Here is a 25619-nt window from a genome sequence, read left to right as displayed (position 1 = left end):
CTGGAAGCAAAGGGGATTTGCTAGCGAAAGGTTATTGAAACTCATAGACATTCCGCCCGCAATGCGGCGCGGCGTCTGGCGGCAAATTTATTCGACCCGGGTTGAATCCAGCACGCAACGGAATCCGATATGGGTGGTCGCCGTGTCCTGGGTCTGCGGCGAACGGGCCGACGGTCGGTAGCGATGACAGTATTCCGGTGCACACAGATGGGAACCGCCCTTGAGGGTCTGGCTGATCGACGGGTCGGCCGGATTGGCCGGGGCGCAGCATGCCTTCGGCGGCTGGTCGAGGCGGTGGTGCGCGCTGAACTCCGTTGTGGTCCATTCCCAGACGTTGCCGATCATGTCGGACAGACCGAAACCGTTGGGGGGAAAGCTGCCCACCGGCGACGTGCCGAACCAGCCGAGTGCACCGTCGTTGCGGTATGGGAACCGGCCCTGCCAGGTGTTTGCCATCAACTGCCCGTCAGGCTTTTCCTCCTCACCCCACGCATAGCGGCCGGTCGCCCCGGCGCGGGCGGCGTACTCCCATTCGGCTTCGGTCGGCAGGCGCCGTCCCGCCCATCGTGCGTAGGCCGCGGCGTCGGGATACGCCACTTGCACGACCGGATGATCGGGGCGGTCCGCGACGTCGCTCTCGGGACCGAAGGGGTGGCGCCAGCTCGCTCCGGGCGCCCAGTCCCACCACTGCCGCCAGTCGCGCAGGTCGACCGGTCCCCGCGTGGGGCGAAACACCATGGCGCCTGGACACAGATCGGCGGGATCGGCCCCCGGATACAGGGCCGCATCCAGGGGCTGCTCGGCGACTGTCACATAGCCCGTCGCTGCAACGAATTCGGCGAACTGGGCGTTGGTCACCGGGTGGCGTTCCACCGCGAACCCGGCCACCGTCACGGTGTGGATCGGCGCCTCTTCGGGGTAGAAGCTCGTCGATCCCATCCGGAACGATCCGCCCGGCAGCTCCACCAGCTCCGTCAACACCAGTTCAGGGTATGACGACCGCGAAGTCCTGATTCAACAGGGATTTGGCAGTGTCGAATCCCGGCGCCGCCGAGTGCGCCTCAAACAAGCCAGCCGCCACCAGCGCCGCGAACCGCGCAATCCGCTCAATCGCGGGAAAAGGCAAGCGCCAGATCCTTTTCCACATCCTCGTAGGGCCGACCCGACAGGTCTAACGCCACCTGGGTGATGGTGCCGCCGGTGAACACAAACGGCGCCTTGTACCGGCTGGACACGCCCGAGCCGCCGTTGCGTCCGACGGTGATGCCGGCACCCGCCAACCCGAACGTTCCGGGGTGGGTCATCACGTCGGGCAGCGTCCCGACCGGATGCTCGTCGAAGTACAGCGTGACGACACCGATCGGGGTGTGGCTGTTCGGTACGGTTCCGGTGCGCTCGTAACGCGCGCCGAGCAGGTGGTGGCCCAACGGGATCGGGCCGGCCGACTGAATGAGCTGCTGCCGTTCGCCGAGGAAGTTGTAGACGTACTGGAGCCGCCCGTCCTGGATGAACAGCACGTGCCCGCCGTGCGCCCCGCCCTGTTTGAACAACACCCCTTCGGCGCCGGTGGTATCCAAAGTCACGTCGGCCACCACCGCGAAGGACCGCCCACGCATCTCGGGTGCGGCGCCGATGCCGACGTCGGCGCAGTCCGGGTAGTAGATGTAGCTGTCCCGTTCACTGACCAGGTAAGGCCGTGACCGCGACAACGTCTCGAAGATGTTCAGGTCGGCCAACGGCAGGCCGTTGTACTTGGCGGCCTCGGAGAACCACAGCTCTTTGAGTTCTTCGAGTTTCCCCGGATGCTCCGTCGCCAGGTCATGGCACTGGCTGCGATCCCGCTCGATGTGAAACAGCTCCCACCGGTCCTGTTCGAAGTGTGACCAGCCCGCGGGCGTGGCGGCATGCACGGTGTTGGCGAACCAGCCCTGATGCCAGATCCCCCGGGTGCCGAGCATGGTGTAGAACTGCGTCGTCTTTCCGGTGTCAGCACTCGAATCCTCAAGGGCGGCTTTGAAGCTCACACCGTCCAGCGGCTTCTGCGCGATGCCTTTGACGGTATCGGGCGGCGTCATGCCGAGCAGGTCGTAGACGGTCGGGGTGATGTCGCTGACGTTGACGTAGTTGTCGCGGACCTCGCCGTGCGCGCCAATACCGTTGGGCCAGGAGATGATTGCGGTGTCGGCAATGCCGCCCTCGTGAGAGGCGTAGCGTTTGAACAACTTATAAGGGGTGTTGAAGGCCATCGCCCAGCCGATCGGGTAATGGTTGTAGGTTTCCGGCCCGCCCAACTGGTCGAAGAGCCGCATGCTCTCTTCGACGGTGTCGATGTAGCCGTTGAAGAACTTGCCCTCGTTGACCGACCCGTTCGGGCCGCCTTCGCCGCTGGCGCCGTTGTCGGAGATGACCACGATGATGGTGTCGTCCAGCTGACCCGACTCGTCCAGGTAATCCAGGATCCGGCCGATCTGGGCGTCGGTGTAGCTCAGGAAGCCGGCGAACACCTCGGCCATCCGGCTGAACAGTCGCTTCTCGTCGGCGGTGAGGCTGTCCCACGGGCGCACGGTGTCCTGCAGCGGCCACGCCTCTCCCTGCGGTCCCTTGACGTCGAGGTAGGGGTTGATCGGAGACAACTCGGTGTCCGGCGGAACGATCCCCATCGCCTTCTGCTTTTCCAGAGCGATCTCGCGGTATTTCTCGTAGCCCATGTCGAACACGCCGCTGTACTTGTCGGCCCATTCCTTGAACACGTGGTGCGGCGCGTGGCCGGCGCCGGGGCAGACGTAGCTGAACCACGGCTTGTCCGGAGCGATCACCTTGGCATCGCGGATGAATTGAATCGTCTTGTCGGCCAGGTCTTTTGACAGGTGGTAACCGTCCTCAGGGGTGCCCGGCGGGTTCACCGGGTGGTTGTCGTACACCAGGTCCGGATACCACTGGTCGGTCTCACCGCCCAGGAAGCCGTAGAAGCGTTCGAAGCCGCGCGACGTCGGCCAGTGCCGCTTGGTCGCGGCCATGCTGGACTCTTCCAGCGGCGTCAGGTGCCACTTGCCGATGCAGTAGGTGTTGTACCCGCGCTCGTTGAGCACCTCGGAGAGCAGCGCGGTATCGGCCGGAATGCGGCCATTGCAGTTGGGGAACCCGTCGGTGAACTCTTCAATCGTGGCCATGCCGACGGTGGTGGCGTTGCGGCCGGTCAGCAGTGACGCCCGGGTCGGTGAGCACAGCGCGGTGGTGTGGAACTGCGTGAGGCGCACCCCGCGTTCGGCGATCCTGCTCATGGCCGGCATCTCGACCAGACCGCCGAAGCAGTCCCAGGTCGCGATGCCGGTGTCGTCCCACACCAGGTAGAGGATGTTCGGCGAATTCTCCGGGGCGGTGGGCGCCGCGTACGGCCCCCAGTCCGGCTCCGAATCCCGAATGTCCAGCTCGATCTTGCCTTGAAATTGACCCGGTACGTTGGACCCCGACTGCCCAGTCATATCCGCCAGCCTCACTCTGTGTCTTCATCGACGTTTCGCCGACCATCCGAATGTCCGTGGACATTACACGCGCCGCATAGCAATCAGCTGAGATTTCGCGGCGGCTCGATGTTTTGTCCAGGTTCGTCCAGGTTTGTCCAGGTTCGTCCAGGTTCGTCGATGCCCGCCTGATCCTGCTCAGTGCGGTATCGGCGTGTAATGAGCGGAATCGCTGGTGAATTCGGGCTTTCCGTAGGTCTTCAGTCGCAGCTTGAGCAGCCGGATGACATAGCTGTCGACCAGCCGACGCAGCGCGGGAATGTTACTGGCGCGCTGTACGGCAACAAAGCGCCCGGCGATGAACGGCCCGGTCAGGGCGATACGGATGCGGTCGGCCACTCCGATCGAGACGCCCATGGCCTCGGCGGTTTCGCGGTGGCCGTTGCAGAACGCCCGCACGAACGTCTCCTTGCTGTAGCTCTTCTCCACGGCCTCTGCGGCGCGGTCGAACCAGGAGGTTCCCGGACGCAGATACGCGGCCATCGTGGAGTCGACGAGTTCACGGCAGACGGAGTCGAATCCGTCGCGCAGCAGCGCCGCGCGGGCATGCATGACGTGAACCGTCTCGGCGGGGGTGGTGGGCAACAGTTCCTCGGGCAGGCCGAGCAGGAAGCAACGGTAGCGCCCGAACTCGACGAGCGCTCGCTCCTGCTCGTTGAACTTGTCCCGGCCCTGCCGCAGCACCTGCTGGGACGTCATGTACTGGCCGATCATGCCCGCCGGCATCTGGTCCACCTGCGGCACCGGCACGCCGTACACGTCGACATCCCACTTGTCGGATTTCTTCAGCGCGTTGTAGCGGACCATCGAATGCATCAGCCGGACCATCGCGGCCGCCTCGAACCCCGGCCCGTACCGCTGCAACGCGCCCGGCAGGGTGGTGACGGCGAAGAAGCTCGCCGTCTCGTTGACCCGGCGCGCGGCGCGGCGACCCGAGAGCGCACCGGTCAGGCCCATCGGCAATGCCGCGTAGGTGTTGGTGAAGGTGGCGATGAAAGCGCCGCGGGTGATGAAGTGGGCCAGCAACGCCGCGGCGGCGCGCGCCTGCCGCGCACCCTCCTCGATCAGGTCGAAGTTGATCCAGTCCGGCCTGACCTCCATCGCGGCGATGAACGCCACCAACTCTTCGGGCGCGTCGGGAACGGCGTCGATGCCATGGCGGCAGGCAGTCTTGAGCATGTCGATCAGCTCGGTGACGCTGTAGCGGCTCATCAGCGCCGCGTACGGGTCGGCCACCACATCGCCGAGCATGGTCGCCGTCTCCATCAGCTCCAGGACACGGTCGTCGGTGAGGATCTGGTCGCGGTCGGCGGCCCACGCCGGCAACGACGACTTGTCCCCGGGCTGCTTGGTCAGCCGATACGGCCGCTCGTCAAAGTCGATGTCGCCGTACAGATCTGGCTGCAGCTGTCGTTGGCTCGCAACCCGCTGCGCGAGTTCCGGGTAGTAGGTGACCATGCAGACCTCTCGATAACTAACACTTTGTGAGTAATACTCACAAAGTGTTAGTTATGCTGTCAAGCGTGACACAGGCCACCAGGGACGCCCCCAAGCGGCGGATGACCGCCGAACAGCGGCGCGAACAGATCCTGGATGTCACGCATGCCATCGTCGACGTCGAAGGATTTCATGCGGCGACGCCGAACCGCATCGCCCGGGAAGCAGGCATCAACCGTTCGCTGATCTATCAGTTGTTCGGTGATCCCGCAAAGCTTTTCGTCGCCTTGATCGACCGTGAGGCGGGGCGGGCCGGCGAGCAGTTCGTCGAGGCGATCAGCGAGTTGGGCGAGCCCACCGAGGACAACCAACCGCTGGTGCGCGCGTTCGACGGCGTGCTTACCGCGGTCGACGCGCACACCGCGACGTGGCGGCTGTTCCTGTTTCCGCCGCAGGGCGCGCCGCCGGTGTTACATGAGCGGCTGGCTCAATCGCAGACGGTGGTGCGGGACTTTCTCCAAGGGGAACTGTTGCGCCTGAACCCTGAACTGCAGGACCCGGAATACACCGCGCGGATCCTCTACGCGGCCGGCCGCGAACTGCTTCAGCTTCGGCTCAGCGACCCGGACACCGCGACGCCGGAACGGCTGCGCACCTTCGTGCACGGACTGCGCGCGAATTTGCGCGAGCAGACGTAAAAGCCCCCGACACGCCGTGCGTGCGGGGGCTTTCACGTCTGCTCGCGCGGGCTACTTGGCCTTCTCGAGAATCTCCACCAGGCGCCAGCGCTTGGTGGCCGACAGCGGGCGGGTCTCCATCAGCGAGACGCGGTCGCCGATGCCGGCGATGCTGTTCTCGTCGTGGGCCTTCACCTTCTTGGTGGTACGAATGATCTTGCCGTACAACGGGTGCCGCACGCGGTCTTCGAGCTCGACCACGATGGTCTTCTGCATCTTGTCACTCACCACATAGCCGATGCGCGTCTTGCGACGTCCGCGCGGCTTCGGCGTGGCCGGAGTGTGCTTGGGACCCTTCTCCTTCGAGCCGGCGTCCTTGGCGGCGGCCTTCGGAGCGGCTTTGGTAGCGGCCTTGGCCGGTGCCTTCTTCGCTTCTGCCATCACGATTCCTTCTCGTCAGACCCATCGGGGCCGGAAGCCAGACCCAGTTCGCGTTCGCGCAGCACCGTGTAGACGCGCGCGATTTCCTGACGCACGGTGCGGAGCCGGCGGTTGTTGCTGAGCTGGCCGGTGGCCATCTGGAAGCGCAGATTGAACAGCTCTTCCTTGGACTCACGTACGCGCTCGTGCAACTCCTCGTCGGTGAGCTCGCGCAGTTCGCCAGGGGAAATTCCCACTGCCATCAGAACTGCTCCTCTCGGGTAACGATGCGTGCCTTGATCGGCAGCTTGTGGATTGCCCGGGTGAGCGCCGCGCGGGCGATCTGCTCGTTCGGGTAGCTCAACTCGAACAGCACCCGGCCCGGCTTGACGTTGACCACCCACCATTCCGGCGAACCCTTACCCGAGCCCATTCGAGTCTCGGCGGGCTTCTTGGTCAGCGGGCGGTCGGGGAAGATGTTGATCCACACCTTGCCGCCACGCTTGATGTGCCGGTTGATGGCGATACGAGCGGACTCGATCTGCCGGTTGGTGACGTAGGCGTGCTCCAGAGCCTGGATGCCGTAGTCACCGAAGTTCACCGACGTGCCACCACTTGCGATGCCACGCTGGCGCGGGTGGTGCTGCTTGCGGTGTTTAACCTTGCGGGGAATCAACATGATTCAGCTCTCCGTGCTCTGCGCTTCAGTTGCCGGCGCCGCGGCGCCCGCGGCCGCGGCGGGAGCCGAGCCCTCTTCGCCGCCCGCCGCGCGGCCGGCGTCGGTGCCGGTCGCCGTGGTGCCCGAAGCACCGCTACGACGCGGACGGGTGCCCGACGGCCGCTCGCGGCGCGGACGGTCGGCGGCCGGGGCGGCGGCGGCCAGTTCGCGCTTACCGCCGACGATGTCGCCCTTGTAGATCCACACCTTCACGCCGATGCGGCCGAAGGTGGTCTTGGCCTCGTACAGGCCGTAGTCGATGTCGGCCCGCAGCGTGTGCAGCGGCACCCGGCCCTCGCGGTAGAACTCCGAACGGCTCATCTCCGCGCCGCCCAGTCGGCCCGAGCACTGCACCCGGATCCCCTTGACGTTGGGCTGACGCATGGCCGACTGAATGGCCTTGCGCATCGCACGGCGGAATGCCACACGGTTGCTCAACTGCTCGGCAACGCCCTGGGCGACCAACTGTGCTTGCGACTCAGGGTTTTTCACCTCGAGGATGTTGAGCTGCACCTGCTTTTTGGTCAGCTTCTCCAGGTCGGCGCGAATGCGGTCCGCCTCGGTGCCCCGGCGCCCGATCACGATGCCCGGTCGGGCGGTGTGGATATCAACGCGAACCCGGTCGCGGGTCCGCTCGATCTCCACGTCGGCGATGCCCGCGCGCTCAAGGCCGGTGGACAGCAGCCGACGGATCGCCACGTCCTCCTTGACGTAGTCGGCGTACTGCTTGTCGGCGTACCAGCGCGACTTCCAGTCGGTGGTGATGCCCAGCCGGAAGCCGTGCGGATTGATCTTCTGGCCCACTAGTCTGAGCCTCCCTTCGCGTCAGAAGTCTCAGACGTCTTGGCTTCGGTCTTGGGCTCCACTTTCTTGGCGGGCGCCTTCTTGGCGGCGGGCGCCTTCTTCGCCGGAGCCTTGGTCGCCGCCTTCTTGGCGTCCGAACCAGGTGCAGCCTTCGCGGCGGCCTTGCTGCCCTCGGCCCGACGTGCCCGCGACGACTTCGCCGCGCGCTGGTCCTTGGGCGGCCGGCTCTCCACGATCACCGTGATATGGCTGGTGCGCTTGCGGATTCGGAACGCGCGGCCCTGAGCGCGGGGACGGATGCGCTTGGCGGTCGGCCCTTCGTCGGCGTACACCGTGGCCACCACGAGAGTGGACGGGTCCAGGCCGTTGTTGTTCTGGGCGTTGGCCGCGGCGCTGGCGATCACCTTGGCCACCGGCTCACTTGCGGCTTGCGGCGCCCAGCGCAGGATGTCGAGAGCGTCGGTCACCGACTTGCCGCGGACCAGGTCGATGACCCGGCGCGCCTTCCTGGGCGACACCCGCACGAACCGCGCCTTGGCGGTCGCCGAGGGATATTCGATAGTGGTGGTACTCATCTCTGCCTTCTGCTCTTCGCGCAAGCGCTCATCGCCGCTTGGACTTGCGGTCGTCCTTGATGTGCCCCTTGAAGGTGCGGGTGGGCGCGAATTCACCGAGCTTGTGCCCCACCATCGATTCGGTGACGAACACCGGGACGTGCTTGCGGCCGTCGTGCACCGCGAAGGTGTGCCCGATGAAGTCGGGAATGATGGTCGAGCGTCGCGACCAGGTCTTGATGACCTGCTTGGTGTTCTTCTCGTTCTGCACGTCGACCTTCTTGAGCAGATGGTCGTCGACGAACGGGCCCTTCTTCAGGCTGCGTGGCATTGTTGGCTCCTCTTACCGGCCGTGCTTCTTGCCGGTGCGCCGGCGTCGAACGATGAGCTTGTTGCTGGCTTTGTTCGGATTGCGGGTGCGGCCCTCGGGCTTGCCCCACGGGCTCACGGGGTGACGACCACCGGAGGTCTTGCCCTCACCACCGCCGTGCGGGTGGTCGACCGGGTTCATCACGACACCACGCACCGAGGGGCGCTTGCCCTTCCAGCGCATCCGGCCGGCCTTGCCCCAGTTGATGTTCGCCTGCTCGGCGTTGCCCACCTCACCGACCGTCGCGCGGCAGCGGACGTCCACGCGGCGGATCTCACCGCTGGGCATACGCAGCGAGGCGTAGGTCGCTTCCTTACCGAGCAACTGGATGCTGGACCCGGCGGACCGAGCGAGCTTGGCGCCGCCACCGGGCCGCAACTCCACGGCGTGCACCAGAGTGCCGGCCGGGATGTTGCGCAGCGGCAGGTTGTTGCCGGGCTTGATGTCGGCGTTGGCGCCCGACTCGACGATGTCGCCCTGCGAAAGACCGTTGGGCGCAATGATGTAGCGCTTCTCGCCGTCCAGGAAATGCAGGAGCGCGATCCGAGCGGTGCGGTTCGGGTCGTACTCGATGTGCGCGACCTTGGCGTTGACGCCGTCCTTGTCGTTGCGACGGAAGTCGATCACCCGGTAGGCGCGCTTGTGGCCACCACCCTTGTGCCGGGTGGTGATGCGGCCGTGCGCGTTACGCCCGCCGTGGCCGTGCAGCGGCCGAACCAGTGACTTCTCCGGGGTGGATCGGGTGATCTCGGAGAAGTCCGACACGCTGGCGCCGCGGCGACCGGGAGTCGTCGGCTTGTACTTGCGAATTGCCATGTCTAATCAGGTCTTTCTCTCGTCGCCCGGGCCTAGGCCGGTGCTCCGAACAGGTCGATCGGCTTGCTGCCCGGGGCCAGCGTGACGATCGCGCGCTTGGTGCTCTTGCGCGTGCCGTATCCGGACCGGGTGCGCTTGCGCTTGCCCTGCCGATTAGCGGTGTTCACCGAGGCGACCTTGACGGAGAAGATCTTCTCGATGGCGATCTTGATCTGCGTCTTGTTGGAATCAGGGTGCACGACGAAGGTGTACACATTGTCGTCGAGCAGTCCGTAGGACTTTTCGGAGATGACCGGCGCCAGGATGATGTCCCGCGGGTCAGCGATGGTCGCCATCAGGCCGAAACCTCCTCGGAAGATGCGGTGTTCGCTGTGTTGGCTGAGATGTAGGCGTTCAAGGCCTCGACGCTGAACACCACATCGTCGGCGCGCAGCACGTCGTAGGTGTTGAGCTGGTCCGGCGGCAGGATGTGCACACCGGGCAGGTTGCGCACACTCTTGACGCCCGCCTCGTCGCTGCGCCCGATGACCACCAGCACCTGCTTGCGGTCGGTCAGGGTGGAAAGGAACGCCTTGGCGCTCTTCGTCGAAGGAGTCTGGCCCTCCACGAACTCGGTCACCGCGTGGATACGCCCGTTGCGGGCCCGGTCGGACAGCGCACCGCGCAACGCGGCGGCGATCATCTTCTTGGGTGTGCGCTGGCTGTAGTCCCGCGGCTGCGGGCCGTGCACGGTGCCACCGCCGGTGAACTGCGGAGCCCGCGTCGAACCCTGGCGGGCCCGGCCGGTCCCCTTCTGCCGGTACGGCTTGCGGCCACCGCCGCTGACGTCGCCGCGCGTCTTGGTCGCGTGCGTGCCCTGACGTTTCGCGGCCTGCTGCGCGGTCACGACCTGGTGCATCAACGCGATGTTGGCCGGAGCGTCGAACAACTCGGCCGGCAGGTCGATGGAGCCGTCGGTCTTACCGGCCGGAGTCTTGACGTCAATCTTTAATGTCTTGTCCGCCATTACTTCTCACCTCGTTTGATGGCACTGCGGACCACCACGAGTCCACCGGTGCGGCCAGGGACCGCACCCTTGATCAGCAGCACGCCGTTCTCGGCGTCGACCTTGTGCACCACCAGGTTCTGCACGGTCACCCGGTCGTTGCCCATCCGGCCGGACATCCGGGTGCCCTTGAACACCCGTGCCGGAGTGGCACATCCGCCGATGGAACCCGGACGCCGGTGCACCGCCTGGGCGCCGTGACTGGCGCCCTGTCCGCGGAAGCCGTGCCGCTTCATGGTGCCGGCGAAGCCCTTGCCCTTGGAAGTACCGGTCACGTCGACATAGGCGCCGTCGGCGAAAATCTCCGCCGTCAGCTCCTGACCGACTTCGTACTCGGCAGCCGCCGCCTCGTCGTCCAGCCGCAACTCGGCCAGGTGCCGGCGCGGGTTGACGCCCGCCGCCGCGTACTGACCGGTGACCGGCTTGTTGACCTTGCGGGGGCTGATCTCGCCGTAAGCGACCTGTACCGCGCTGTATCCGTCACGCTCCGGAGTCCGGACGCGGGTCACCACGTTCGGACCGGCCTTGACGACAGTCACCGGCACGACGCGGTTGTTCTCGTCGAACACCTGCGTCATGCCCAGCTTGGTGCCCAGAATGCCTTTTCTCGCCATTGCTCGCCGATCCCCTACTGGATGTTGACGTCGACACTGGCCGGAAGATCGATGCGCATGAGAGCGTCAACGGTCTTCGGCGTCGGGTCGAGGATGTCGATCAGCCGCTTATGAGTACGCATCTCGAAGTGCTCCCGCGAGTCCTTGTACTTATGCGGAGAGCGGATGACGCAGTACACATTCTTTTCCGTCGGCAGCGGCACCGGTCCCACGACGCTGGCTCCTGTACGGACGACGGTCTCGACGATCTTGCGCGCCGACGCGTCAATAGCCTCATGGTCGTAGGCCTTAAGCCTGATGCGGATCTTTTGTCCCGCCACGCTTCTCCTACCTCTTCTCCCACACTTCGAGCCCGTGTCCGGACCTCAGCCGTTATTCGACCTCAGTGCCCCCCGGCGCGCGGACCGGCCGCCCTTGCGAGGGCCGGTCTAGCGTTGCGCCGGATACTGCGCCGCTGTTTACCTGTCTTGGTTCAACCGCTCCCCGCGCTCGGGTGTGTCACCCGCACGCAGCCTCGTAGGCGGCCAAAATAGTCGCGCTCCAAGGTTGGGACCGGACGCGCCCCTGGTGGGCGCTGGTCGTATGCCCGGCCAGGCCTGAACCTGGCGCAAGGCAACCTGAACAGTATGCCCCAGATCAGCGCTTGGGCCAAATCCCGGGCGGTGACGATCCGCAGGCTGCCCGCGATGCTCTCCGAATCGGGCCGACATCGACCCTAGCAGGGCTTTTACGCCGCAGCGCGCGGCCGCCGAAGCCGACCCGTACGCTTCCAACCGTGTTCGGGCCGAATCCGGGAGAACCTGACCCCGCACAGCCGATGATCGACTGGATCAACGGGGCACCACCGGCCGAACTGGCGGTCGAACTCCTGGCGGTATTCGACCCGGAGGTTTCCAGACGTACGGCGGTGCTCGCGCTGTCGGATTTCAGCGACTGGATGTTTCGCGGATTCCCCGAACGGACCGGCCTCATCCTGCGCGCCCGGCCCGTGCAGGAATCCATTCTGGAGGCCTTGCAACTGCTCGAGCATTCCGAACTGCTGTACGTGCGCTGGATCACCGACAACGAATTCCGGTGGAGCGCTACCAGGTTGGCGCTGGCGACCTTGGCCACGGGCAAGTCCGCGGTGCGGCAACGCATCAGGGACCGGACGGGCCTCTAACAGACACGTGTTGAGTGGGGATCACTGCGCGGCAACAGAACCCGCTGCGCCCCCACCGCTGGCCTGCTCGCGCTGCACGTGCAGGAACCCGTCGACGGCGGCGCGCGCGCATTCGCGGTAGTCGAAGTCCGGCAACGTACTCAGCCGGCCCAGCACCAACGGGCCGATCAGCAGCGCGATCGCGCGCGAGCGGTCCACCTCGCCCAGCTCGGCAGCCTGCGGACTGTCGAACAAGCTGTCGAATGGCGCCGCGTACTGCTGGGCGATGCGTTCGCGCAACGTGCTGATCGCGCTTTCGGCGCCCTCGGTGTGGCGCGGTTCCGGCATTTCCTGCAGGTCCGAACCCAACGCCAGCCACGCCATCGCGGTCAGGATGGCGGGCGCCTCGGCGATGGCTTCGGCCTGCCCCAGCACGATGGCCAGCAACCGGTCCCGCAGCGACCCCTCCGTCGGTGGCTCCGGAGCGGTCGGCATCAAGCTGTTGAAAGTTGCCGCCAGTAAGTCGTTTCCACTCGGAAAGTGGCGATACAAGGTGGCCCGCGCCACATTGGCGGCGCGGGTGACCGCATCGACCGTCACCGCGCTCGGACCCCCGGCACGAAGCAGGGTCGCGGCGGCCTCGAGCAACCGCGCCCGGGATCGCGCCGGACGGGGATCCTGACTACTCCCCTGGCTGATTGTGACGCACCTCCCTGTTTGGGTCCGAGGTTAACCGTCTATGCACGAGACCATTAGTCTCGGCAACTACTTCGCCACCGAAAGGAGGCGCGAGCATGGTCGCAACCCTGTTCCGGCCCGATGAACGTCTTTCCCTGCCCGATCAGCGTACTGAGGCGCCAGGCACCGGCAACAGCGCCCGCAGGTGGACTCTGGCCGTGGCCTGCATCGGCGTCTCACTGGTGGTCGCCTCGATGACGGCGCTGAACACCGCATTGGGTGACATCGCGGTGGCCACGTCGGCCACCCAGACCCAGCTGACCTGGATCGTCGACGGCTACACCGTGGCATTAGCCTGCCTGCTACTGCCGGCCGGAGCGATCGGGGACCGATACGGCAGGCGCAGGGCCCTGCTCGCCGGTCTGACGATCTTCTCGGTGGCCTCGATGGCCCCGGCACTGCTGCATTCGCCGACCCAGATCATCGCCGGCCGGACACTGGCCGGGATCGGCGCTGCGTTCGTTATGCCCGCGACGCTGTCACTGCTCACGGTGGCCTATCCAAAAGACCAGCGCATCAAGGCTGTTGGCATCTGGGCCGGTACCGCGGGGTCCGGCGGGGTGGTCGGCATGCTGGGTTCTGGCCTGCTACTTCGTTTTTGGGACTGGCACGCCATCTTCTGGTCGATGGGCGCTGCTGGACTGGTGATCTTCGCCATGGCGTGCACCATTTCGCCATCCCGGGATGCCGAGGCTCCGCGCCTCGACTGGCTGGGTGCGCTGCTGATCGGCGCGGCGGTCGCGATCGGAGTTTTCGCGATCCTGCAGGCCCCGTCGCGCGGCTGGACTGACCCGCAGGTGTGGGGTGGACTTACCGCCGGGGCGGTCATCGCCGCAATGTTCGGGATCGTCGAATTCCGCAAGCGGCAGCCACTTCTAGATGTCCGGCTGTTTGCCGACGAGGGGTTTGCGACCGGCACGGCGACGATCGTCGTACTCTTCGGCGGAACCTTCGGCTTCTTCTATCTGGGCATGCAGTACGTCCAGCAGATCATGGGCTATTCGCCGCTGATGACGGCGGTGGCATTCGGGCCGTTCATGGTGCCGCTGGGCATCTGTTCGGCGCTGTCGTTCTGGTATGTGCCGAAGCTCGGGTTGCGCCTGGTGCTGTTCGTCGGCACCCTGCTGATGGCGGTCGGATTCCTGTGCATGCTGGTCCTGGATCTGAACTCGTCCTATCTCGAGTTGGCCTGGCCGACTCTGATCCTGAGCACCGGCATCGGATTCTGCACAGCGCCCACCACGTCGGCCATCATGGCCGCCGTCCCCGACGAGAAACAGGGCGTCGCCTCCGCGGTCAACGACACCGCACGCGAGTTGGGCGGGGCGCTGGGCATCGCGGTGGCGGGCTCGATCCTGGCCGGCCGATACAGCCGCGAGCTGACCCCACACCTGACGGCGTTCCCCGAACCGGTGCGCGGCCCGGCGTCCGACTCGTTGCCGAAGGCGGTCGAGGTGGCGGAAAGGCTTGGTCCGCAAGGAGATCAGCTGACCACACTCAGTCAGACCGCCTTCATGACGGCCATGCACACCTCGATGATCACGATGGCCGTCATCGTCGGAGTCGCCGCACTGGTGATCGGCTTCTGGGCACCCGGCCGCGACGGACGCCAGTTGCCCCTGGCGCGTCGCATCCGCGGTCGAGGAAATATGTACGACTTGAGCGAAAAAGCCTCGGCCGGCGCGCCGCTGAATTAACATCCGACCCAGGGGCGAGTTCGTGGGGAGACGAGCGCAATCCAGGTTAGCCGGGGGGCGGTATGTCGTACGTTATTGCTGCAACGGAGTATGTGGCCGCCGCAGCAACAGATTTGGCCAATATCGGCTCAGCGATCAATGACGCGAGCGCGGCGGCGGCCATCCCGACGTCGGGCGTGTTGATCCCGGCGGGCACCGACGCGGTGTCGGCGGAGGTGGCCGCGTTGTTCGGGGCCCACGCCCAAGCCTTCCAGCAGATCGCGGCCCAGGCGGCTTCGTTCCACGACCAGTTCGTGCATCTGATGAACCTCGGATCGCAGCAGTACGCGCTCAGCGAGGCCGCGAACGTGTCGAGCATTCAGAGTGGCACGGTGAACTTGCCCCAGCAGACGCTCGGACATTCGGTCCTGAGCGAAAGCGCCCATGCGGCGCCGGCGGCCGCGGCAGCGGCGCCAACAATGGCTATCAGTCCGGCAGCAGCCGGATCGATAGGCTCGGCGATCGCACCGGCGGCTGCGCCGGTGGGATCGGTGGGGTCGGCAGTAGCGGCGGGATCGGCGGGGTCGGCTAAGCGTCAGCCAATCCCGTCGCTACCGACGAGCCCCGCCGAGTCAACCGAAGTGGAGGCGGCAGCGGTCTCCGCGCTGCCGGCGCCGCTCGCGGCGCGAGCCGCAGCAGCGGCAGCCCCGGCAGCTCCAGCGAGTCCCCGGTTCGAAGCGACGGGCGAGTCGGCCGCGGCCGGCTGAGCGGCTCAGCCGACGAACTCGGCCGCTCGATGGCCGAGCATCACGATGGTGGCGTGCGGGCCCCGGCTGGGAACCGTCGGCAGGATCGATCCGTCGATCACCCACAGGTGTTCCAAACCCTTTACCCGACAGCGGTAGTCGACGACGGCGTCCGGGTCACCGTCGAGACCCATTGGGGCGCTGCCGCATAGATGTTGCGATGTTGACCACACCGCTGGTCCGATATGGGTTGCCGTACTGCACAATTCACGCGCCAGCTCGCTCCCCGCACGCAGGGCGGCGACATCGGTTGGCGCACTGTCGTAGTGGTGCTGGATCCGGGGCGGCACCCAGGGGTCGGGAGACAACAGAGTGATGCGCCCGCGCGCGGCCGGCCGCATCAGTGCCACGCCGATGTGCGGCCAGTCCCGGTGCCCCGGCGTCCCGTCCCCCGTCATCGCGACGAAACCACCTGTGTACGGGCGAATTTCGATGCCATCGGCGGTGCTCAGCACCACCTCCAACACCGGACGGTTCACCGCCACGTCCCAGTCGGTGGGCATCACCCACTCCGGGTGGTCACTGCAGTTCATCCCGACCGGCAGCGCCGCAACAACTTTCACGCCGGCTGCGGTCAACACCGCCTCGTTCCCGACGCCCGATGTCATCAGCAGATGCGCCGACGGAATCGCACCGGCGCACAAGACTATTCGGTCTGCGGTCAAGGTGACGGGCCCGCCAGGTCCGGTCGCATCGACCCCGGTGGCTGTCGTTTTGTCGAAACGCAGCCGCAGCGCCCGGGTGCGGGCCAACAGGGTCAGGTTGGGCCGGCTCAGCGCGGGCAGCAGGAAGGCCGCCCCCGGGCCGGTGCGTACGCCGTCGACGATGTTGAGGGGCACCGCACCTACACCCGACGGCAGGTCGGGACCCACATCGTTCAAGTCGGCGATCCAATCGAACCCGGCGCGCTGCGTGGCCTCCAGGAACGTGGCGCTGGCACCCGTCATCTCCGATGCACGGCGCACCGGGATCGGCCCTGCGCCGCCGTGCGCCGGGGTGTCGAAATCGAGGTCCGTTTCGATGGCCCGGAAATGTGCCAGGACGTCGGACCAGGCCCACCCTGGCAGCGCCAGCCGGTCGAAGTCGGCGGGCAGGCCGCGGCAGAAATAGCCGCCGTTGACAGCGCCGGAACCCCCCAGCGTGGCGCCTCGCACCAGCGGCACCTGCCGTGCCGGGTGGTCGGTCAGCGTCGTCAGGTAGCGCTCGACCAGACTGCTGCCCACCCCGATCGGCAACTCGAACCCGTTGCGGGTGCGGGACAGCAGCTCGGCGTCATGGAGACCCGGGCCGGCTTCCAGCACGGTCACCCGGCACCGTGAGTCGGCGGAAAGACGTTCAGCCACAACCGAACCGGCACTGCCGGCTCCGATGATCAAGACATCGCTATGCCGTTCGGCTGCGGACAATTGCGAGCCGTTATGTCCGAATCTGTGGCTTCAGCGCAGAGATGTTGCGTTCCCGCAGCACCCCGTACCAGAGCCCGATTCCGTAGGCCAGGTCGTCGACGCGCTTGAGCAGCAGGAAGGTGAACAACCCGATCGGTTCGGCATCGCCGTCCACCGCCGCCTCGCGACGGCGCAACCAGTCGGCCACACCATCCACAATGGCGGCAATCACCACGACCCGCCGGAACTGCCGGAAAAAGATCGCTGCCACCAGCGCAAGCGGCCAGTAGTGCCGACAGATGGCGGATGCCAGTTGCAGGGCCGCCGACCACAACCCTCGGGTGGCCACCACCACCACATCCCACAGCGATGTTTCGGCCCCGTCCATCGCCTTGGCGACCCGGCGCCCGGTCACCAAGGCGATCACGATCGAGGCCAGCTGGGCCAGGCCGGAACCCAGCGACACCAGGATCCAGGCCGCCAGTGCCCAACCCGAGATCACCACCGGCGCGGTCTTGTCGGGGTGCCGCACCGACAGCGGCGCCGCCGAGCCCCCGTAAAACGCCTTGCGTGCGATCCAGTCCCGTAGCTCGGTGCGGTGATCGTGGGCAACGAGGGCGATTGGCTCGTAGCGCAACCGGGCTCCGGCTTCCACCAGCCGCCAGCACAGGTCGACATCCTCACCCGACTGCAGGGTCTCGTCGAAACCACCGACCTCCCGAATAGCTGCGGTCCGGCAGACGATCGCGGCGCTGGGCACGTAGGACACCGAACTGTGCGGCAATACGGGCGCCTCCCGCAAACCCAGGTCCAGCGAAGAGTGCACCGCCTCGTACCGGGCGATAACGTTCTCGCTCTGGGCCAGGCCGACGATGCGTGGCGCCACGAGCGCAACGGTCGGATCACAGAAGTGCCCGAGCAAAGCCTCCAGCCAACCGCGCCGGGGCGCCACGTCGGAGTCCAGGAACGCGACGTAGTCGGTGGTACAGGCGGCCAGGCCGGTGTTGCGGGCGGCGGCCGGACCTTTGCTGCGAACGTGATGCAGCACTTCGATGTCGCAGTGGGCGCCGGCGAAGTCTTCCAGTTCGACCGGTGCCGACGAGCCGTCGTCGACCACGATCACTCGCAGGCCGCGTAACGAAGACACCAGGCGCCGTAGGCCAAAGAGGTTGTCGCGCACCGGTATAACGACGGTGACGTCGCGGTATGAGGGGCCTGTCGCCGGGCGTGGATGGGCCACCGTCGCGTCCAGCAGCGTGCGGGCCAACTGGGCGCTGACCTCGTCGCGGACCTTCAGGCGACCGTCGGAAAGCATGCTTTGCGCCGCCGGAGCCAACCGCAGCAGCCTGGTCGGCGAACCACCGAGCAAAGCCCTGCCGTCGCCGAGCACCCGCACTCGACGATCGACCTGCACCGCAAACCCGTCAGGAAGTCGGGTCGGGGTGGTCAACGCCGCTCCTCCTCGCTGCGCTTGGCTTCGTCATGACAGGACCCCCCGTGGTCCGGGTACCCACCGGCAAATTCGACCCAAACAATCGTCGACCATCTCCGCAAAGATCCGACTCCCCTCGACCGCGGTGGCCGTGGTCGGATCTCCCAGCACGCCGATCTCGCTTACCGCAGCGATCCCGCCGCGGCGCATCGACGGTAGCAACTCGTGCAGCGGCGCATCATTGCCTACGAGAAATTGGTCGCGTTGCACATCGCCCGGCGAAAGGTGCAGCAACACCGATGTTTCGGTGTGGCCCGCATGGGCGTCGGCGCCGGTTGCGGCGCACGGACTCCAGGCGGCGTCGCGACCTTCCGAGCGAAGCAGCTCGGTGGCGCGACTCAGTGCCTCCACATTGCCGCCATGACCGTTGACGAATACCAGCCGGTCCGCCCAGCAGGCAGCCGAGCGACCGTACTCCACCAGCAACGTCGTCAAAGCCGCCGTACCGATCGAGATCGTGCCCGGAAAGCTCTGGTGCTCGCCGCTGGCGCCGTAAGCGATCGCGGGCGCGACCAGCCAATCCTGCTGGGATCGCTCGTCCAGTCGCGCGGCGACGGCCCGGGCCACCGCGGTCGCGATCCTGGTGTCGGTGTCCAACGGCAGGTGCGGGCCGTGCTGTTCGGTGGACCCCAGCGGAATCAATATTGACGCGGAGGTGGATATCGACAGTTGCCTCGACGTCACACAACCCAGTTCGCCGAGTACGGGCACCCGCCGATGGTAAGACGAATTCACCTGGCGTGCACCAATTGTTGCCCTACCTATTGAAATTATTTTTCGCGTAGTCGGAGCGCGAGCAGAAATCAATGCTCGTTCGCCACGGCTGCACCGCCCGTACCAAACTCGGCGAATAGCTCATTCCGGGAACAACATATATGTGGTATGGCCCGCGGCGACTCGGCGGACGCTCAGCCCGCACCCAATTCACGGGTGAACCCGTCCGGGATGAGAATGTCGTCCGCGCGCAAATCGTGAATCGACGAATGGCCCAGCCCCATCAGTGCCGAGTCGATGCCGCCGCGCAGAATGTCCAGAACGTTCTCGACCCCGGCCTGTCCGGCTGCGGCCAGACCCCACAGGTAGGCGCGGCCGATCATCACCGCGCGCGCCCCCAGCGCTACCGCCTTCACCGCGTCGCTGCCTCGGCGGATGCCGCCGTCGAGCAAAACCTCGACCTGATCGCCGACCGCCGCCGCGATCGCGGGCAGCGCACGGATCGACGCCGGCGTCCCGTCCAGATTGTTGCCGCCGTGGTTGGACACCGAGATGGCCGAAACACCGGCGTCCACAGCCCTTTTGGCGTCATCGACGCGCATCACGCCCTTGAGCATCAGGGGTCCACCCCAGAGTTCGGCCAGCCAGGCGATGTCTTCCCAGGTGGGCGGCGGCGTTCCCATCCATTCCCCGTAGGCGGCGAAGAAGGGCGGACCGGGCTCACCGCGGCGGCCCTGGTTGGGCACCCGCAGGTCCGGTGGACGCAGCGTCTTGCCGAACTTCCACAGCCACCGCGGCTTGGTTATCGCCTCCGGGGACAGCCGCAAAATGGTTTTCAGGTTCATCTCTTCGGGGATCTTGGGGCTGCCCCAGTCGCGCCCGTGGGAGAACGTCCAGTCGGTGGTGACGATGATGCCGACCGCTCCCGCCTCCCGCGCCCGCTCGATCCGCTCGGCGATCGCGTCGCGGCCGCCGAGCCAGTAGACCTGGAAGAAGAGCTTGGGATTGGCGGCGATGACCTCTTCGATGGGCTTGCTGGCAAACGAGGACAACCCCATCGCCGTGCCCCGGGCGGCCGCGGCTCGCGCCACGGCGACCTCGCCGTCGGGATCGACCGCCTGGACACCGGTCGGCGAGATCAGGACGGGCAGGGAGATGTCCTGGCCCAGCACGGTGGTGGACAGGTCGCGCTTTTCGCTGGCACCGACAACGTGCGGCGCAAAGCCGAGTTCGCTGAACGCCGCGACGTTGTCGGCGACGGTGACGCCCTTTTCACTTGCCGAAATCAGTGATGAATAAACGGACTTCGGCAGGCGCCGCTTTGCACGTTGCTGGGCGATGGCGACTGTTTCGAACCATTCGTCGGCCATGGGTTATACGGGACTTTCGTTGCAGAGCCTGGCCGGCGGGTGCGCCGGGGGCCTCATCGACAGGGTCAGGGGTACCGGCGTGCTGATCCGCTTGCCGCGCGAGTGGTCGACGCGGGGCCGCGGTGTGTCACGCTCGGCCGCCAAGGCGGGTGCGCCGTGACCTTGAACGCATTCCGGGTCCGGTCCGTCCATGGGCAGCCCGGTGAAGAACTTCGCCGCCATGCAGCCGCCACGGCAGCTGTCGTAGTGGTTGCAGCTACCACATGCGCCCGCGGACTGCGGCTCACGCAATTCGCGGAAGAGCGGGGCGTTTTTCCAGACGTTGTCGAATCCGCCGTCAGACAGCACATTTCCGGCCAGGAACCGGTCGTGGATGGCGAACGGGCAGGCGTAGACGTCGCCGACCGGGTCGATCAGGCAAACTACGCGGCCGGCACCGCACATGTTCAGCCCGGCCAGCGCACCGGAGGAGCCCAGCGGGGCCAGGTGGAAGAAGGAGTCGCCGGTGAGCACTCGCTCGCCCTTGGCGACCAGCCAGTTGTACAGCTCGACCTGCTGGGCGGCGGTGGGGTGCAGCTCCTCCCAGGTATCCGCCCCGCGTCCGGACGGACGCAGTCGGGTGATGCGCAGCGTGGCGCCGTATCGGTTGGCCAGTGCGGCGAACTCGTCGAGCTGACCGACGTTGTGCCGGGTGACGACGACGGAAATCTTGGCGTCGGCGAAGCCCGCCTCGGCCAGGTTCTCGAGTGCGCGCAGCGCCATGTCGAACGACCCGGGACCGCGCACCGCGTCGTTGACCTCGGCGGTGGCACCGTCCAATGAGATCTGCACGTCCACGTAGTCGCTGGCGGCCAGCCGCGCGGCGACCTCCGGGGTGATGCGGACACCGTTGGTGGAGAACTTGACCCCGACGTGGTGGGCGGTCGCGTAATCAACCAGTTCCCAAAAGTCCGGACGCACAGTCGGTTCGCCGCCGCCGATGTTCACATAGAACACCTGCATGCGTTCCAGCTCGTCGATGATGTCCTTGCACTGACGGGTGGACAACTCGCCCGGGTCGCGTTTGCCCGACGACGACAGGCAGTGCACGCAGGCCAGGTTGCAGGCATACGTCAGCTCCCAGGTCAGACAGATCGGCGCATCGAGCCCGTGCTCGAACTGCTCGATCAGCGACGGTACTGCTGCGCTCATTCACTCTCCTGAGGTACCAACATGCTGGAGCCGGCCAGCACGCCCAGCGCGTGCAGGTACGGACCCTGGTCGGGATCGGCGATGCCCGCGGCGCGGCACGCCGAGCGGACGTCGGGGTGGTCATGCAGCGACTGCACCACGGCCAGGATGGCGCGGTTCTTGAGGAACGACAGCTTGCGTGTGCCGAAGTGATACAGCAGCGCGCCAAACGGTTCCGGGCGAACCGCCACCTGTGGATGCAGTCGCCAGCCGCGGTCCGGATCGAACATCCGAGTATTGCCGGCGAGCGTGGTCGCGGGCGTGGTCAAGCTCAGTAGACCCCGCACATGCCGTCGATGGAAACCTCTTCCACCAGTGTCTCGGTGACGAGTTCGGTCTCGGTCTGGTTTTCGTTGTCCATGCGGATTGCCTTTCGTGAAACGGGCTCGACAATGATGGGTGGTGCTGGTCACATCTCGTGGTCCGGGTCAGAATATGGCATCGAGTGCCGAAATGGAAGGGCGGGTCTGATGCTGCAGGAGTCGCGGGTGGGTCGGCGCCGCTCGACGACGCCGCACCACATCACCGACGTCGCCATCGACCTGTTCGCCGCCCGGGGTTTTGCCGACGTCAGCGTCGACGACGTCGCCCAAGCGGCCGGCATCGCCCGGCGGACATTGTTCCGGTATTACGCCTCCAAGAACGCCATCCCCTGGGGCGATTTCGACACCCATCTCGCCCAGCTGCGCGACCTGCTCGACGGCGTCGACGCGCAGGTGCCGCTGCGTGATGCGCTGCGCGGAGCCCTGCTGGCATTCAACACCTTCGACGAGTGTGAATCGCTGCGGCACCGGAGACGGATGCGGGTGATCCTGGAAACTGCTGAGCTGCAAGCTTATTCGATGACGATGTATGCCGGCTGGCGGGAGGTGATCGCCGGGTTCGTGGCCCGCCGGTTGGGGGTGAAGATCACCGACCTGCTGCCGCAGACGGTCGCCTGGACGATGCTCGGGGTGGCGCTGAGCGCGTACGAGCACTGGCTCGGCGACGCGTCCGTCGCATTGACCGAAGCGATCGGCAATGCATTCGACGTCGTCGGCTCCGGGCTGGACCGGCTTGGCGAGCCCCGTTGAGCGATACCGACCATCTGCTGCACACCCTTCGGGCACAGGGACGGTTCTGCGCCGGTTCGGGATCGCCGATGTACGGCGAGTTGTTCGAGCTGATCGCCGACGACGTGCAATCCGGCGGCGTCTTCGCGGACATTCTCGCCGACCATCGAGACGCCTCCGCGGGCCAAGCGGTGCCGCTGCGCCTCGTCGGCGGACTGCACCGGATGGTGCTCGATGGCCGGGCACCGCAACTGCGCCGGTGGTATCCCAGCGTGGGCGGCAGCTGGGACGCCTCGGGCTGGCCCGAAATCCTGCGGGTCGCCGGCCGCCGCCCCGAGGTGCTGCGCGCGGCGCTGGAACGGCCCCCGCAGACCAACGAGGTGGGCCGGTCGGCCGCGCTGATCGGCGGGCTGTTGCGGCTCAATGCCGAAATCAGCTTGCCGGTACGCCTTTCCGAGATCGGCTCGAGTGCCGGACTGAATTTGCGGGCGGACCGCTACCGCTTCGGATATGCGGGCGGCGAGTGGGGACCGGCGGACTCTCCGGTCCTCATCGACGATGCGTGGCAGGGTCACCTGCCGCTGGGCGGCGCGGTGCACATCGTCGAGCGCTGCGGTTACGACATCACGCCGATCGATGTCACCGGGGCCGACGGGGAGCTGAGTCTGCTGAGCTTCGTCTGGCCGGACCAGCGTGCCCGGCTGCAACGACTACGCGGGGCCATCGCGATCGCCCGCGACGTGCCGGCGCAGTTGGAGCGCCGGAGCGCGGCCGACGCCGCCGCCGGACTGACGCTCTCCGACGGCGCGCTGACCGTGCTGTGGCATTCGATCACCTGGCAGTACCTGTCCCGCGACGAGCGCACCGCCGTTGGTGCCCGGATCGAAGAATTGGGCGCCCGGGCGCGCGCCGACTCCCCCTTCGCCCACCTGACCATGGAGCCCGCCCAGGACGGGCCCGGGAGCCCGCTGAGATTTCTGGTGCGGGTCGCCTGCTGGCCCGGCGGTGAGCTGCAGGTGCTCGGCGAATGCCATGCCCACGGGCCGCCGGTGCACTGGCACTGAAGTCACGGTTGAAGATTTTTTCGGCGCAGACCGTTGGAAAATGGGCCCCCGCAACGACGATAGAACTGTGAGCGCCCAACCGGACCGCCATCGCGACACACAGCGCACGCTGTTGGCGCTCTACGACGACGCGCTGCCGACGGTGTACGGCTACTTCGCTCGCCGGTGCGCGGACCGCGGGACCGCGGAGGATTTGACGTCGGAGACGTTCCTGGCGGCGTTCCAAACCGCCTGTGCACGACGGGACGATCCGCCGCCGATCGGGGTGCCGTGGCTGCTCGGGGTGGCGCGACACAAACTGGCCGACCACTACCGGGGCCGGCAGGATCCGGTGCCGGTGGCCGAACCACCCGAGCCGCTCGACGGAACCGACGACTGGGACACCGAGCTGGATCGGCTGATGGCCGAGAACGTGCTGGCGAAGCTGAGCGAACCGCACCGCGTGGTGCTGGTGCTGCGCTACATGGACGACTGCAGCGTGGGCGAATGCGCGGAGTTGCTCGGACGCACCGTGCACGCCACCGAGGCCCTGCTGATCCGCGCGAAAAAGGCGTTCAGAAAAGAGTATCCGGAAGGAGGCAGCCATGAGTAAGCGCGATCCGCTCAGCGTGCTGTACGCCGACGACCTTCCGGTGCATCCCGATCCGGCGTTCGCCGCGCGACTGCGGCGCCGCCTGGAGGCGGTGCTGTCGCTGCCTCCGCAGACTCTAGGAAGGATCGATATGAGCACCCAAGCGGTAGCCGAACCCGACACCAACGCGATCCCGCGACCGGCCGCCCAGCCGTATCTCGCCGTCGCGGACGCGCGAGCCGCAATCGCCTGGTACATCGAGGCTTTCGACGCTGCGATGGTTGGCGAGCCGATCGTGATGGAGGACGGACGAATTGGGCACGCAGAGCTCGAAATCGCCGGTGGCGTCCTGTATCTGGCCGACGAGTTCCCCGAGCTCGGCCTGAAAGCTCCGTCGCCCGAGGCGGTTTCGGTCAGCCTGATGCTGCACGTCACCAACACCGATGCGGCGTTGCGGCGGGCGCGGGCGCAGGGCGCGACCGTCACGCGTGACATCTACGAGGCCCACGGTTCCCGCAACGCGACCATCATCGATCCGTTCGGCCACCGCTGGATGCTCAGCGGCCCGCTGGGTACGCCCGTCGAGGGCATCCGCCATGGCGACATCGGCTTCATCTCGCTCGCGACTCCCGATCCCGAGCGTGCCGCGGCGTTCTACGGGCACGTCCTGGGCTGGACCTTTGACGCGGCCTCCCGCCGCGTCACGAACACCGACCTACCCACCGGCATTCACGTCACCGAGGATCGCCCAACCCTGTTCTGCTGCTACGCCGTCGACGACATCGGAGCGGCCCGAGCGGCGATCGCCGAAGCCGGCGGGACCGCGGACCAGGCGCAGCAAACCCCACACGGGACCACGGTGGACGCCACCGACGTCCACGGCATGGCGTTCGCGGTGTTCGACGCGGCAGCGGCCTCAAAACGACCGGAGCTCAACGGCTCTGGGCCCGGCGAGTTGGCGTATGTGACATACGAGGTGCCCGATTCCGCCGCGTTCCGCGACTTCTACGGCCGGGTGCTGCGGTGGACGTTCGAACCCGGCCGGGTCAAGGACGGCTGGCAGGTGCAAGGGGCGCATCCGATGTCGGGGGCCGCCGGTGGCAGCCCGCACGCCACGACGGTGCCGATGTGGACTGTCGCCGATATCGACGCGGCGGTCGTGCGGGTCCGGGAGGCCGGCGGCACCGTGCTGGCCGAGCCGTCGCGGCAGCCGTACGGCCTGACCGCCGAATGCACCGACAACCAGGGCGCGCGGTTCTACCTGGGCCAGTTCTGAAGGTTGCGTAGTTTGCGCGAGCCCCCCCCAAAAAACCCCCCCCCCCCCCGGGGGGGGGGCCGTTTAAGAAGCGCCCCCCCCAAAAAACACCACGCATCGACTCGGGGGAGGCGGCGCCGCGTTCGCCG

At 66.7% G+C, this 25619-nt stretch carries 30 protein-coding genes; 8 read left to right on the top strand and 22 right to left on the bottom strand.

Going from position 1 to position 25619, the window contains the following annotated elements:
* Window positions 1–87: 87 nt before the first annotated feature.
* The 3 genes from A9X01_RS21760 to A9X01_RS21750 form a co-directional block, all read right to left on the bottom strand.
* Complete coding sequence (locus A9X01_RS21760) at window positions 88–981, bottom strand: formylglycine-generating enzyme family protein (protein ID WP_065122718.1); 894 nt, start codon at window positions 979–981, stop codon at window positions 88–90.
* A gap of 125 nt (window positions 982–1106) precedes the next feature.
* Entirely contained in the window at window positions 1107–3482 is a 2376-nt protein-coding gene (locus A9X01_RS21755; protein WP_065122717.1) for an arylsulfatase, read from the bottom strand.
* Between the two features lie 177 nt (window positions 3483–3659).
* Complete coding sequence (locus tag A9X01_RS21750; protein ID WP_065122716.1) at window positions 3660–4979, bottom strand: oxygenase MpaB family protein; 1320 nt, start codon at window positions 4977–4979, stop codon at window positions 3660–3662.
* Window positions 4980–5080: 101 nt separating this feature from the next.
* Here A9X01_RS21750 and A9X01_RS21745 point away from each other — a divergent pair, with 101 nt between their 5' ends.
* Entirely contained in the window at window positions 5081–5656 is a 576-nt protein-coding gene (locus tag A9X01_RS21745; RefSeq protein WP_065122728.1) for a TetR/AcrR family transcriptional regulator, read from the top strand.
* A gap of 51 nt (window positions 5657–5707) precedes the next feature.
* Here A9X01_RS21745 and rpsQ read toward each other — a convergent pair whose 3' ends face one another.
* The 11 genes from rpsQ to rpsJ are packed head-to-tail and all read right to left on the bottom strand — an operon-like array spanning window position 5708 to window position 11296.
* Window positions 5708–6076 carry a 30S ribosomal protein S17 gene (gene rpsQ / locus A9X01_RS21740; protein WP_036352691.1) on the bottom strand — a complete coding sequence of 123 codons (369 nt, stop codon included), beginning with the start codon at window positions 6074–6076 and terminating at the stop codon, window positions 5708–5710.
* A complete protein-coding gene (gene rpmC, locus A9X01_RS21735; RefSeq protein WP_065122715.1) occupies window positions 6076–6318 on the bottom strand; it encodes a 50S ribosomal protein L29 in 243 nt (80 codons plus the stop codon). Before rpmC ends, rpsQ begins: the two co-directional genes overlap by 1 nt.
* Window positions 6318–6734 (bottom strand): 50S ribosomal protein L16, encoded by a 417-nt coding sequence (gene rplP / locus A9X01_RS21730; RefSeq protein ID WP_036352685.1) that lies wholly within the window; start codon window positions 6732–6734, stop codon window positions 6318–6320. The genes rpmC and rplP overlap by 1 nt, the downstream gene beginning before the upstream one ends.
* Window positions 6735–6737: 3 nt before the next feature.
* Complete coding sequence (gene rpsC, locus A9X01_RS21725) at window positions 6738–7577, bottom strand: 30S ribosomal protein S3 (RefSeq protein WP_065122714.1); 840 nt, start codon at window positions 7575–7577, stop codon at window positions 6738–6740.
* Window positions 7577–8152: a 50S ribosomal protein L22 gene (rplV, locus tag A9X01_RS21720; protein ID WP_065122713.1), complete on the bottom strand. Its 576-nt coding sequence runs from the start codon at window positions 8150–8152 to the stop codon at window positions 7577–7579. The genes rpsC and rplV overlap by 1 nt, the downstream gene beginning before the upstream one ends.
* Before the next feature lie 28 nt (window positions 8153–8180).
* Window positions 8181–8462: a 30S ribosomal protein S19 gene (gene rpsS / locus A9X01_RS21715; protein ID WP_011739061.1), complete on the bottom strand. Its 282-nt coding sequence runs from the start codon at window positions 8460–8462 to the stop codon at window positions 8181–8183.
* Between the two features lie 12 nt (window positions 8463–8474).
* Window positions 8475–9317 carry a 50S ribosomal protein L2 gene (rplB, locus tag A9X01_RS21710; RefSeq protein ID WP_036352677.1) on the bottom strand — a complete coding sequence of 281 codons (843 nt, stop codon included), beginning with the start codon at window positions 9315–9317 and terminating at the stop codon, window positions 8475–8477.
* 32 nt (window positions 9318–9349) lie between these two features.
* Window positions 9350–9652, bottom strand: coding sequence for a 50S ribosomal protein L23 (gene rplW, locus A9X01_RS21705; RefSeq protein ID WP_036352674.1), 303 nt, complete (start codon window positions 9650–9652; stop codon window positions 9350–9352).
* Window positions 9652–10323 (bottom strand): 50S ribosomal protein L4, encoded by a 672-nt coding sequence (rplD, locus tag A9X01_RS21700; RefSeq protein ID WP_065122712.1) that lies wholly within the window; start codon window positions 10321–10323, stop codon window positions 9652–9654. Before rplD ends, rplW begins: the two co-directional genes overlap by 1 nt.
* A complete protein-coding gene (rplC, locus tag A9X01_RS21695; protein ID WP_036352668.1) occupies window positions 10323–10976 on the bottom strand; it encodes a 50S ribosomal protein L3 in 654 nt (217 codons plus the stop codon). The genes rplD and rplC overlap by 1 nt, the downstream gene beginning before the upstream one ends.
* 14 nt (window positions 10977–10990) lie before the next feature.
* A complete protein-coding gene (rpsJ, locus tag A9X01_RS21690) occupies window positions 10991–11296 on the bottom strand; it encodes a 30S ribosomal protein S10 (RefSeq protein WP_003873519.1) in 306 nt (101 codons plus the stop codon).
* 455 nt (window positions 11297–11751) lie between these two features.
* Between rpsJ and A9X01_RS21685 the strand changes: the two genes are divergently transcribed.
* Window positions 11752–12138, top strand: a complete 387-nt coding sequence (locus tag A9X01_RS21685; RefSeq protein ID WP_155772212.1) for a hypothetical protein — start codon at window positions 11752–11754, stop codon at window positions 12136–12138.
* A gap of 21 nt (window positions 12139–12159) precedes the next feature.
* Here A9X01_RS21685 and A9X01_RS21680 read toward each other — a convergent pair whose 3' ends face one another.
* Entirely contained in the window at window positions 12160–12765 is a 606-nt protein-coding gene (locus tag A9X01_RS21680) for a TetR/AcrR family transcriptional regulator (RefSeq protein WP_301336953.1), read from the bottom strand.
* A 146-nt stretch (window positions 12766–12911) separates the two neighbouring features.
* Between A9X01_RS21680 and A9X01_RS21675 the strand changes: the two genes are divergently transcribed.
* Together A9X01_RS21675 and A9X01_RS31545 are read left to right on the top strand one after the other, a co-directional pair.
* Complete coding sequence (locus A9X01_RS21675; RefSeq protein WP_081282533.1) at window positions 12912–14552, top strand: MFS transporter; 1641 nt, start codon at window positions 12912–12914, stop codon at window positions 14550–14552.
* Between the two features lie 62 nt (window positions 14553–14614).
* Window positions 14615–15298, top strand: a complete 684-nt coding sequence (locus A9X01_RS31545; protein ID WP_081282532.1) for a PE family protein — start codon at window positions 14615–14617, stop codon at window positions 15296–15298.
* Between the two features lie 5 nt (window positions 15299–15303).
* Here the strand turns inward: A9X01_RS31545 and mftG are convergent, their stop codons facing one another.
* The 7 genes from mftG to mftA form a co-directional block, all read right to left on the bottom strand.
* The gene (mftG, locus tag A9X01_RS21665; RefSeq protein WP_065122708.1) at window positions 15304–16743 is read right to left on the bottom strand and encodes a mycofactocin dehydrogenase MftG; all 1440 of its coding nucleotides are present in this window, start codon (window positions 16741–16743) and stop codon (window positions 15304–15306) included.
* Window positions 16744–16753: 10 nt separating this feature from the next.
* Window positions 16754–18172: a mycofactocin biosynthesis glycosyltransferase MftF gene (gene mftF, locus A9X01_RS21660; protein WP_065122707.1), complete on the bottom strand. Its 1419-nt coding sequence runs from the start codon at window positions 18170–18172 to the stop codon at window positions 16754–16756.
* Between the two features lie 30 nt (window positions 18173–18202).
* Window positions 18203–18949: a mycofactocin biosynthesis peptidyl-dipeptidase MftE gene (gene mftE, locus A9X01_RS21655; protein WP_065122706.1), complete on the bottom strand. Its 747-nt coding sequence runs from the start codon at window positions 18947–18949 to the stop codon at window positions 18203–18205.
* 173 nt (window positions 18950–19122) lie between these two features.
* Window positions 19123–20298, bottom strand: a complete 1176-nt coding sequence (mftD, locus tag A9X01_RS21650; protein WP_065122705.1) for a pre-mycofactocin synthase MftD — start codon at window positions 20296–20298, stop codon at window positions 19123–19125.
* A gap of 3 nt (window positions 20299–20301) precedes the next feature.
* The gene (gene mftC, locus A9X01_RS21645; protein ID WP_065122704.1) at window positions 20302–21489 is read right to left on the bottom strand and encodes a mycofactocin radical SAM maturase; all 1188 of its coding nucleotides are present in this window, start codon (window positions 21487–21489) and stop codon (window positions 20302–20304) included.
* A complete protein-coding gene (gene mftB / locus A9X01_RS21640; protein WP_065122725.1) occupies window positions 21486–21758 on the bottom strand; it encodes a mycofactocin biosynthesis chaperone MftB in 273 nt (90 codons plus the stop codon). The genes mftC and mftB overlap by 4 nt, the downstream gene beginning before the upstream one ends.
* A 41-nt stretch (window positions 21759–21799) precedes the next feature.
* The gene (mftA, locus tag A9X01_RS21635; protein WP_036352637.1) at window positions 21800–21889 is read right to left on the bottom strand and encodes a mycofactocin precursor MftA; all 90 of its coding nucleotides are present in this window, start codon (window positions 21887–21889) and stop codon (window positions 21800–21802) included.
* Window positions 21890–21998: 109 nt separating this feature from the next.
* Between mftA and mftR the strand changes: the two genes are divergently transcribed.
* From mftR to A9X01_RS21615, 4 genes are read left to right on the top strand one after another with little or no spacing between them, the layout of a single operon-like run.
* Window positions 21999–22601 carry a mycofactocin system transcriptional regulator MftR gene (gene mftR / locus A9X01_RS21630; protein WP_155772211.1) on the top strand — a complete coding sequence of 201 codons (603 nt, stop codon included), beginning with the start codon at window positions 21999–22001 and terminating at the stop codon, window positions 22599–22601.
* Window positions 22598–23644 carry a DUF2332 domain-containing protein gene (locus A9X01_RS21625; RefSeq protein ID WP_065122703.1) on the top strand — a complete coding sequence of 349 codons (1047 nt, stop codon included), beginning with the start codon at window positions 22598–22600 and terminating at the stop codon, window positions 23642–23644. Before mftR ends, A9X01_RS21625 begins: the two co-directional genes overlap by 4 nt.
* Before the next feature lie 40 nt (window positions 23645–23684).
* A complete protein-coding gene (locus A9X01_RS21620; protein ID WP_081282531.1) occupies window positions 23685–24236 on the top strand; it encodes an RNA polymerase sigma factor in 552 nt (183 codons plus the stop codon).
* Window positions 24229–25491, top strand: coding sequence for a VOC family protein (locus A9X01_RS21615; RefSeq protein WP_065122701.1), 1263 nt, complete (start codon window positions 24229–24231; stop codon window positions 25489–25491). The genes A9X01_RS21620 and A9X01_RS21615 overlap by 8 nt, the downstream gene beginning before the upstream one ends.
* The last annotated feature ends 128 nt before the right edge of the window (window positions 25492–25619 follow it).

Origin of the sequence: Mycobacterium asiaticum (genome assembly GCF_001668675.1) — a bacterium.
GTDB classification, from domain to species: domain Bacteria; phylum Actinomycetota; class Actinomycetes; order Mycobacteriales; family Mycobacteriaceae; genus Mycobacterium; species Mycobacterium asiaticum_D.
The sequence above is the reverse complement of the archived record's forward strand: the minus strand, read 5'-3'. Positions and strand labels throughout refer to the sequence as shown.

Bases quoted from the DNA above. Each gene is read 5' to 3' on its own strand.
- rplC (WP_036352668.1), bottom strand. From the start codon at position 10,976: ATGGCGAGAAAAGGCATTCTGGGCACCAAGCTGGGCATGACGCAGGTG.
- A9X01_RS21750 (WP_065122716.1), bottom strand. From the start codon at position 4,979: ATGGTCACCTACTACCCGGAACTCGCGCAGCGGGTTGCGAGCCAACGA.
- rpsQ (WP_036352691.1), bottom strand. From the start codon at position 6,076: ATGGCAGAAGCGAAGAAGGCACCGGCCAAGGCCGCTACCAAAGCCGCT.
- rpsS (WP_011739061.1), bottom strand. From the start codon at position 8,462: ATGCCACGCAGCCTGAAGAAGGGCCCGTTCGTCGACGACCATCTGCTC.
- rplB (WP_036352677.1), bottom strand. From the start codon at position 9,317: ATGGCAATTCGCAAGTACAAGCCGACGACTCCCGGTCGCCGCGGCGCC.
- rplD (WP_065122712.1), bottom strand. From the start codon at position 10,323: ATGGCGGACAAGACATTAAAGATTGACGTCAAGACTCCGGCCGGTAAG.
- A9X01_RS21675 (WP_081282533.1), top strand. From the start codon at position 12,912: ATGGTCGCAACCCTGTTCCGGCCCGATGAACGTCTTTCCCTGCCCGAT.
- A9X01_RS21615 (WP_065122701.1), top strand. From the start codon at position 24,229: ATGAGTAAGCGCGATCCGCTCAGCGTGCTGTACGCCGACGACCTTCCG.
- A9X01_RS21755 (WP_065122717.1), bottom strand. From the start codon at position 3,482: ATGACTGGGCAGTCGGGGTCCAACGTACCGGGTCAATTTCAAGGCAAG.
- rplW (WP_036352674.1), bottom strand. From the start codon at position 9,652: ATGGCGACCATCGCTGACCCGCGGGACATCATCCTGGCGCCGGTCATC.
- A9X01_RS31545 (WP_081282532.1), top strand. From the start codon at position 14,615: ATGTCGTACGTTATTGCTGCAACGGAGTATGTGGCCGCCGCAGCAACA.
- rpmC (WP_065122715.1), bottom strand. From the start codon at position 6,318: ATGGCAGTGGGAATTTCCCCTGGCGAACTGCGCGAGCTCACCGACGAG.
- mftC (WP_065122704.1), bottom strand. From the start codon at position 21,489: ATGAGCGCAGCAGTACCGTCGCTGATCGAGCAGTTCGAGCACGGGCTC.
- mftB (WP_065122725.1), bottom strand. From the start codon at position 21,758: ATGTTCGATCCGGACCGCGGCTGGCGACTGCATCCACAGGTGGCGGTT.
- mftR (WP_155772211.1), top strand. From the start codon at position 21,999: ATGCTGCAGGAGTCGCGGGTGGGTCGGCGCCGCTCGACGACGCCGCAC.
- mftA (WP_036352637.1), bottom strand. From the start codon at position 21,889: ATGGACAACGAAAACCAGACCGAGACCGAACTCGTCACCGAGACACTG.
- rplV (WP_065122713.1), bottom strand. From the start codon at position 8,152: ATGAGTACCACCACTATCGAATATCCCTCGGCGACCGCCAAGGCGCGG.
- rplP (WP_036352685.1), bottom strand. From the start codon at position 6,734: ATGTTGATTCCCCGCAAGGTTAAACACCGCAAGCAGCACCACCCGCGC.
- mftD (WP_065122705.1), bottom strand. From the start codon at position 20,298: ATGGCCGACGAATGGTTCGAAACAGTCGCCATCGCCCAGCAACGTGCA.
- A9X01_RS21620 (WP_081282531.1), top strand. From the start codon at position 23,685: ATGGGCCCCCGCAACGACGATAGAACTGTGAGCGCCCAACCGGACCGC.
- A9X01_RS21745 (WP_065122728.1), top strand. From the start codon at position 5,081: ATGACCGCCGAACAGCGGCGCGAACAGATCCTGGATGTCACGCATGCC.